The sequence below is a fragment of the Pseudomonas sp. C6002 genome, assembly GCF_013385805.1.
Classification (GTDB): Bacteria; Pseudomonadota; Gammaproteobacteria; order Pseudomonadales; family Pseudomonadaceae; genus Aquipseudomonas.
In genome coordinates this window covers 1-7,789 of the sequence record NZ_JACAPH010000047.1, presented here as the reverse complement: position 1 = coordinate 7,789, position 7,789 = coordinate 1, and the positions used below count along the sequence as shown (strand labels likewise).

At 65.1% G+C, this 7,789-nt stretch carries 9 protein-coding genes; 6 read left to right on the top strand and 3 right to left on the bottom strand.

Annotated elements, in window-relative coordinates; all coding sequences use genetic code 11:
- Positions 1-88 precede the first annotated feature (88 nt).
- Positions 89-685: a type II secretion system protein GspJ gene (locus HX817_RS30370; protein WP_177042289.1), complete on the bottom strand. Its 597-nt coding sequence runs from the start codon at positions 683-685 to the stop codon at positions 89-91.
- Positions 678-1,130 carry a type II secretion system minor pseudopilin GspH gene (gene gspH / locus HX817_RS30365; RefSeq protein WP_008431410.1) on the bottom strand — a complete coding sequence of 151 codons (453 nt, stop codon included), beginning with the start codon at positions 1,128-1,130 and terminating at the stop codon, positions 678-680. Before gspH ends, HX817_RS30370 begins: the two co-directional genes overlap by 8 nt.
- Before the next feature lie 85 nt (positions 1,131-1,215).
- Between gspH and HX817_RS30360 the strand changes: the two genes are divergently transcribed.
- Positions 1,216-1,647 (top strand): type II secretion system protein N, encoded by a 432-nt coding sequence (locus HX817_RS30360; protein WP_177042287.1) that lies wholly within the window; start codon positions 1,216-1,218, stop codon positions 1,645-1,647.
- On the opposite strand, the gene gspI is transcribed toward HX817_RS30360, so the two are convergent.
- Entirely contained in the window at positions 1,634-2,032 is a 399-nt protein-coding gene (gspI, locus tag HX817_RS30355; protein WP_008431408.1) for a type II secretion system minor pseudopilin GspI, read from the bottom strand. The genes HX817_RS30360 and gspI overlap by 14 nt on opposite strands.
- Before the next feature lie 148 nt (positions 2,033-2,180).
- Between gspI and gspG the strand changes: the two genes are divergently transcribed.
- Genes gspG through gspD form a run of 5 tightly spaced genes read left to right on the top strand, consistent with a single transcriptional unit; the run spans position 2,181 to position 7,506 of the window.
- Entirely contained in the window at positions 2,181-2,618 is a 438-nt protein-coding gene (gene gspG, locus HX817_RS30350) for a type II secretion system major pseudopilin GspG (RefSeq protein WP_003218660.1), read from the top strand.
- A gap of 8 nt (positions 2,619-2,626) precedes the next feature.
- Positions 2,627-3,574, top strand: a complete 948-nt coding sequence (gspK, locus tag HX817_RS30345; protein ID WP_158213554.1) for a type II secretion system minor pseudopilin GspK — start codon at positions 2,627-2,629, stop codon at positions 3,572-3,574.
- Positions 3,571-4,683: a type II secretion system protein GspL gene (gspL, locus tag HX817_RS30340; protein WP_177042285.1), complete on the top strand. Its 1,113-nt coding sequence runs from the start codon at positions 3,571-3,573 to the stop codon at positions 4,681-4,683. The genes gspK and gspL overlap by 4 nt, the downstream gene beginning before the upstream one ends.
- Positions 4,676-5,200, top strand: a complete 525-nt coding sequence (gene gspM / locus HX817_RS30335; protein WP_003218654.1) for a type II secretion system protein GspM — start codon at positions 4,676-4,678, stop codon at positions 5,198-5,200. The genes gspL and gspM overlap by 8 nt, the downstream gene beginning before the upstream one ends.
- Entirely contained in the window at positions 5,197-7,506 is a 2,310-nt protein-coding gene (gene gspD / locus HX817_RS30330) for a type II secretion system secretin GspD (protein WP_177042283.1), read from the top strand. The genes gspM and gspD overlap by 4 nt, the downstream gene beginning before the upstream one ends.
- Positions 7,507-7,789: the final 283 nt, after the last annotated feature.

Here is a 7,789-nt window from a genome sequence, read left to right as displayed (position 1 = left end):
TGGGCCGGCATTCCGGCTTTTCGAAAGTGAGCGGAACCCATATCAGCCATAACAAAAATAACGGATATGTACACCACCCCAAAAAGCCCTACCGCAAGGGCCCCAAAACCTGCCGATACCGCTCCACCCCCTGGCCCGTCTCCCGCACCAGAACCACCTCGATCCCCAGCGGTTCCTCCTGCCGATTCCCACTCAACTGCCGCCACCCCTTGTCCCAAACTTGCACCTGCAAATCCCTGACCTGCCCAAGCACCGCCACCGCATCCCTGGGCGCCGGCAGCGGATACCGATCCCGCGCCGGTGCAGCTGCCCGGTACAGCGTGTCGCCCTTGAGCCACCACCGCACCCGCTGCAACCCATCCCCAGGAACCGGCGCACTCCGGATCACCTCCAGCCGAAACCCCTTGCTGTCCGAACTCCTCACCGACACCGCCGCCAACCCGCCAGGCTTCGGCGCGTCTTCGCCAATCGGCGGCCCCAACTCAACCCCCGCGCGCAAGCTCACATCCAGTTGCATCTGGTTCAGCGCCCGCAACAACACCTCAGTCTGCTCACTGCTGGCCTGCAAATGCTGATCAGCCCGGGTCACGCTGTCCAACCCGCGCCAGGCAATCACACTGACCACCGCCATCAACATGATCGCCACCATCACCTCGATCAGCGTAAAACCCTTCTGGTCACTCATGACTCACCACCCGCAACAACCCCGCCGCATCCCGTTGCAGGCTCAGGCTGTATTGCCCATCCGACAGCACCACCCGCACCGGCGGGTTCACCCATTCAGCATCCAGCACCAATGTTTTCCCGGGCTCGATGCGCACCTGCATCGGCGCACTGTCCCAGGCCCGCGGACGCAGTTGCTGATCGCCGCTGAAGTTCTCCACTCCCAGCCCATCATCGGTAACGCGGCTGAAGCGAAATCCCTTGGCATCGGCTTTCCAGGTAATCGCCCGGCCATCGGCACGCGCCTCGGCCTGGGCCACCTGCAGCAATTGGCTCAAGCGTTCCGCGTCCTTGCGCAGCAGGTGCAGCGGATCAGGCTTGATGCTCAGGCTGATGGCCGCACTGGCGATGCCGATGATCACCAGCACCACCATCAACTCGATCAACGTGAAGCCCTGCTGTTTCATTTTTTGCTCCCTGATCAACCGCTGAAATAAAAAGGTGTGAATTGCCCTGTAGCCTGAGGCGACGGACAAACAGGAGGTCCCGCCCATGGCATTCATCCATCGTTTTTCACCCGCCCATGGCGTCCAGGCCTTGGCGTTGCTGGCGGCGCTGGCAGGGGTGGCGACCTGGACGCCACTGTTGCTCACGTCGGCCGAGTCCCACACCCCGCAGGCCGCGCCCCAGGCGTTGGCGGCCCGCAGCGACAACCCCGCCGTGCAATGGTTTTCCAATACCCCGGCGGTGATGCAGATCAAGGTCTCCGGGGTGCTTGCCGGGGCGCGTGGGGCGGTGGCGATCCTCAGTCTCAACGACGGCCCGCCCCGCAGCTTTTTGTTGGGTGAACGCCTGAGCCCCGGCGTGCGGCTGACGGCCATTGAAGGCGATAGCGTGGAGATCGAGCGCGGCGCGGAAAAAATCCGCTTGCCCCTCGACAAGTTGCCCGACGGGCCGGCGTTGCCAAGCCTCATTCGGCAGTAACCGGGCGCTTCACCGGCGGGCGCCCCAGCAGTGTCTCCAGGCGTGCCAGGGGGGGCGCTTCCCGGGTGGCGTCCAGCACCTGCACGCTGACCTGGAACAGGCGCCCATCCGGCCCGTTGCTGATGGTCTGTTCGCAACGCAGTTTCAGCCGGCCCTGGTCGCAGTCGAACGTCTTGCGCCCGGTGCTCACCCGACCTTCCAGGCGCAGTTCCGCCATCCGGCCCTGGGCTGCCAGCAGCGCCATCGACTTGTCCCGCAGCAGGCCGTTGCTGGTGGTCATCAGCCCGGCCACGCGTACCGCCGCCGCCATGGCCACGGCGATGATCGCCAGTGCCACCAACACTTCAATCAGGGTGAAACCTTGCTCGTTGCGGGGCCCGCCCATGGCGTACTCAAAACCGGGAAACAGGCCCGCAGACTAGCCCCGGGAGTTGACCGATTGGCGACCAAAGCTCCCGAGGATTTTCAACATGACTGACATGTGTTCTTGCAACACTGCGCCACGAAATGCACTCAAGCCAAGGAATGTCGACATGGATATCGCACACTTCACGTCAGCGCGCAGGCAGCGCGGTTTCACCCTGATCGAGATCATGGTGGTCGTGGTGATCCTGGGGATTCTGGCGGCGCTGGTGGTGCCCAAGGTGCTCGACCGCCCCGACCAGGCGCGGGCCACAGCGGCCCGGCAGGACATTGGCGGGCTGATGCAGGCCCTGAAACTCTACCGCCTCGACCACGGCTCGTATCCCAGCATGAACCAGGGCCTGAAGGTGCTGGTGGAACGCCCGGCCGATGCGAAAAACAGCAACTGGCGCGCCTACCTCGAACGCTTGCCCAACGACCCGTGGGGCAACCCGTACCACTACCTCAACCCAGGGGCCAACGGCGAAGTGGATGTGTTCTCCCTCGGCGCCGACGGGAAACCTGATGGTGACGGCGTGAACGCCGATATCGGCTCCTGGCAGTTGTAAGGCCGGCGATGAACAGCCATTCGCCCCCAGCGGCGAAGCAGCGCGGCATGGCGATTATCAGTGCCTTGCTGATCGCGGCCGTGGTCGCGGTGCTTGCCGGCGCCATGCTCACCCGGCAAACCGTGTTCACCCGCAGCCTGGAAGCTGAACAACTGCGTATCCAGGGCCAATGGTTGTTGAATGGCGGCCTGGAAACCAGTCGCCAGCTCCTGTGGGACGCGCGCCGCCAGGACGTGTTGACCCGGCTCGATCAACCGTGGGCAAGGCCCCTCGGCGGTGCTTTCGAGGGGCGGATTGAGGATGAGCAAGGCAAGTTCAACCTGCGCAACCTGGTGACCCAACAACACCCGGACGCCGGGCAATTGCAGAGCTTCGAACGCCTGTGCCAGTTGATCGGCATCGAGCCGGCCGTGAGTCGCCGCATCAGCCGGCGAGTGATCGACTCATACGACCAGCGCGAGCTCGGCGCCTCGCTTACCGGCGGTTTCAACAGCAGCCGGGATACCTCGCCCGGTGCCGCCGCGCCATTGATCCCGGCCAAGTACCCGATGTTGCGCAGCCTCACCGACCTCAGCGGTATCGAAGGCCTCGACCCGCGCCAACTGCGGCGCATGGCGAGCTATGTCAGCGTGCTGCCCGGCAATACCTGGGTCAACGGCAATACCGCCAGCGCCGAGGTACTCAGCAGCGTGGTGCCGGGGCTCAGCCTGTCCCAGGCTCAGGCACTGGTGGCCGAGCGCGACGGCGGGCGCTGGTTTGTCAATCGCGGGGATTTCGTCAACCGGTTGCGCATGCCACAGGTCGCGGTGGACACGGTGCAGGTGGGGATCACCAGCGAGTGGTTTCGCGTGCACGGCCAGGCGCGCCGCGAGCAGCGTCGGGTCACGCTGGAGGCGTTGCTGTATCGCCCGGAAGACCGTCAGCCCCAGGTGATCTGGTCGCGGGTGGGCGTATGAAGCGTTTGCGCATCGGCTTGCCGCCACTGGATGAACTCACCACCGAGAGCCAGGTGCAGTTCGCCTGGCTGGACCGCGCCGGGCAGGTCAGCCAGCAGGGCGAGGGCCGCCTGGCGCAATGGTCGAATACCCAGGCGGAGTGTTTTCTGCATCCACGGGACAGCTTGCTGACCAGCCTGGAGCTGCCGCAATTGCCCTCCGCCAAGGTCGACGATGCAGTGACCTGTGCGGCCCAGGCACTGATCCTCGGCCCGCTGGAGTTGATGCATGTGGCCCACGGTCCACGGGACAGCAGCGGCCTGGTGCAGGTCGGCTGGTTGCCCAAAAGCAGCCTTGAGCACCTGGGCCGGATAACGACCCAGCTGAAAATCAAAGTGCGTGGCCTGTACCCGGCGCCCTACGCGCTGCCGGTCAGCGGGCCAGCGAGCGCGGCCTTCTGCGACGGGCATTTGCTACTGCGCCATAGCCTGCAGCAGGGCGCGGTACACCCTCTGGGGCAGCAGGCGCTGGATGACCTGCTCGCCACCGGTGTCGATGTGCTCCATGTGGCCGACGTTGCCCGTTGGAGCGGTACTGCGCCGGGCTGGGGTTTGCACGGTCGGCTCCAGCAGGCGGCAACCGGTGGCTGGGGCAGGGCGGCGGCCTGCACGGCGCTGGCGGTCGCCATCTGGGCCCTGGGCCTGAACCTCTACGCCGCCCGCCAGGTCGACGAAGGCCAACGCCTCAAGGCGCAGATGAGCCAGCAAGTACGCCAGGCCTTCCCCGAACTGCCGGTGATTCTCAACCCGCTGCAACAAGCCCGTCAGCAACTGGCCGCACGCCAGAGCGGCGCGGCGGCCGAACCTGGGCAGCGCTTTACCGGCTTGCTGGCGCTGGCGGGCAGCAGCCTGCCGTCCATGGCGGGCAGCGTCGAGAGCTTGAGCTACGAGCAAGGCCGCCTGCAGCTGAGCCTGCTGCCGGACGCCCGGACCCCGGCGCTGGCCGCTGACGCGCAGGCGCTGCTGGCCCAGGCCGGGTTCAGCGCCAGTCGCGACGACCAGGGCTGGACAGTCGGCCCGCTCACCGAGCGCGTTGAAGCCGATGCAGACGATGAGGCCGAAGATGAATAAGCGTTGGCAGCTTCTGCGCAGCCAGGCCCAGGTGTTCTGGAACGGCCTGGCCATGCGTGAAAAACGTCTGTTGGTGGGTGCCGGCCTGGTGCTGGCGGGCCTGCTGACCTGGTTGCTGTTGATCCAGCCACCGCTGAAGAAGATCGACTACTGGCAAGCCGAAACCCCGAAACTGCGCAGCCAGGCCGAGGCCTTGCAGGTGCTGCTGCAAGGCGTCGCCCCAGCCCCGCGCAGCAGTGACCTGGAAACCGCCTTGCACCAGTCCCTCGACAACGCCGGGCTGCAGGGCCGCTATCAATTGCAGCCGCAGGACACCGGCAGCTGGCGCCTGACCTTCGACGACGCCCCGGCGGACGCGGTGATCGACTGGCTGCTGGCCAACCCCCGGCCGTTCTCCCTGGAAGTCTCTGCGGCCCGCCTGCAACGCGCAGGCGAGGCCACCCCTTCAAACTCGGCCGGCACCTTGTCCGGGACCGTTCGCATGGATCAGGCGCCTGGCGCTAAGGAAGCTTCATGAAGTGGTCATTGCCCAACGCTGCGCCTTATCGCAAGGTCGCCCCTTTGCTCTTGTTGGCGCTGGGAGCGTGCAGCAACCCCCAATCCTCCGCGCCGTTGCTGGTGGACAGCGAGCTTGGCCAACCCCTGGCCGACACCCGGCGCAGCGGCGACACACCACTGGACCGCCAGCGCGAAACCGTGCCGCCACCCCGGGTGCAACACCCGGTGACCAACAGCGCCCGCAGCCATGGCACCGCACCGGCCAGGGCGCGCAACCCGCTGGGTGATCAACCGGTACAACTGAACTTTGTCGACGCCGATATCCAGGCGGTGGTGCGCGCCTTGTCCCGCGCCACCGGCCAGCAATTCCTGGTGGACCCGCGTGTCAAAGGCAACCTCACGTTGGTCAGCGAAGGCCAGGTACCGGCGCACCAGGCCTACGACATGCTGCTGGCGGCGCTGCGTATGCAGGGCTTCAGCGTGGTCGACGTAGGCGGCGTGGCCCAGGTGGTGCCGGAGGCGGACGCCAAGCTGCTGGGCGGGCCGATCTACAGCGGCGCCAACCCGGGCGGGCAGGGCATGCAGACCCGCACCTTCCGCCTGCAATACGAAAACGCGGTGAACCTGATCCCGGTGCTGCGCCCGATCGTTTCGCCGAACAACCCGATCAACGCCTACCCCGGCAACAACAGCATCGTGATCACCGACTACGCGGAAAACCTGGCGCGGGTGGCACAGATCATCGACGGCATCGACACCCCGAGCGCCATCGACACCGACGTGGTGAAGGTGCAGAACGGCATCGCCGTGGACATCGCCGCCATGGTCTCGGAACTCCTCGAAACCCAGGGCGCCGACCAGACCCAGAAGATCAACGTGATCGGCGACCCGCGCTCCAACTCCATCATCATCCGCGCCGGCAGCCCGGAGCGCACGGAACTGGCGCGCAACCTGATCTACAAGCTCGACAACGCCCAGAGCAACCCGAGCAATATGCACGTGGTGTACCTGCGCAACGCCCAGGCCGGCAAGTTGGCGCAGTCGCTGCGGGGCTTGCTGACCGGCGAGAGCGACTCCGGTACCAGTGATAATGCCCGTGGCAAGTTGAGCAGCATGGGCGGCAACACCCAGGGTGGCCAGGGCAGTACCCAGAACAGCAGCGGCAATCCCGCCGGCAGCGGCACTGTCCAGCCCAGTGGTTACGGGCAGGACACCAGCAGCACCGGAGCCTCTTCCCCTACCGACCAGAACACCGCATTCAGCGCCGGTGGCGTGACGATCCAGGCGGACGCCACCACCAACACCTTGCTGATCTCCGCGCCGGACCCGCTGTATCGCAACCTGCGGGAGGTGATCGACATGCTCGACCAGCGTCGCGCCCAGGTGGTGATCGAGAGCCTGATCGTCGAAGTGGGCGAGGACGATGCCAGCGAGTTCGGGGTGCAGTGGCAGGCGGGGAACCTGGGCGGGAAGGGGGGCTTTGGCGGGGTGAACCTGGGGGGCAGCGGCTTGAATGGAACCCCCACCAGCAAGACCAGCATTGATGTGTTGCCCAAGGGTTTGAACATCGGGCTGGTGAATGGCTCGGTGGACATTCCGGGGATTGGCAAGGTGCTGGACCTCAAGGTGTTGGCCCGGGCGTTGAAGAGCAAGGGCGGGACCAATGTGTTGTCGACGCCGAACCTGCTGACCCTGGATAACGAGGCGGCGAGTATTTTTGTGGGGCAGACGATTCCGTTTGTCACCGGCAGTTATGTGACGGGCGGCGGCGGCACGAGCAATAACCCGTTCCAGACGGTGCAGCGCGAGGAAGTGGGGCTGAAGCTGAACGTGCGGCCGCAGATTTCCGAGGGGGGGACGGTGAAGCTGGATATTTATCAGGAGGTCAGCAGCGTCGACACGCGGGCTTCGGTGGATGCCGGGACGGTGACGAACAAGCGGGCGATTGATACGAGTATTTTGCTGGATGACGGGCAGATCATGGTGCTTGGCGGGCTGTTGCAGGATGGGTATAGCCAGAGCAATGACGCGGTGCCCTGGTTGTCGGATATTCCGGGGTTGGGGGCGTTGTTCAGGAATGAAAAGCGCAGTGTGACGAAGACTAATTTGATGGTGTTTTTGCGGCCCTACATTATTCGTGACGGTGGGGCGGGGCGCAGTATTACGCTGAATCGCTATGAGTTTATGCGCAGGGCCCAGGGTGGGTTGCAGCCGGAGCATAGCTGGGCGATGCCGGATGTGCAGGCGCCGCAGTTGCCTTCGGTGGATAAGGCGATTCCCGGGGGGCAGGGGGTTAGGGCGGTGATTCGGGCGGTGCCGCGGTGATTTGGGGTTTGGATGGGGGGCATATCCGTTGCTGCGGTAACGGCCACCTATGGTTCCGCTCTTACAGCGGGTCACTTTTGGCAAACGCCCCAAAAGTAACCAAAAGGTCTTTGCCCCACCACTCGGTGCCTCGCTTAGGCGCGGCTAAACCGGCATCCTTGCCGGTTTACCCGCTCCACCGTGCCTACTTGCGGCCATCGTGGTTGACGGGGCCCGCAGATCAAAATCAAAAGCAAGAGCACAGCGGCCTCCCGGCCGGCTTGAGTGTTAAAAGCAAAAGCAA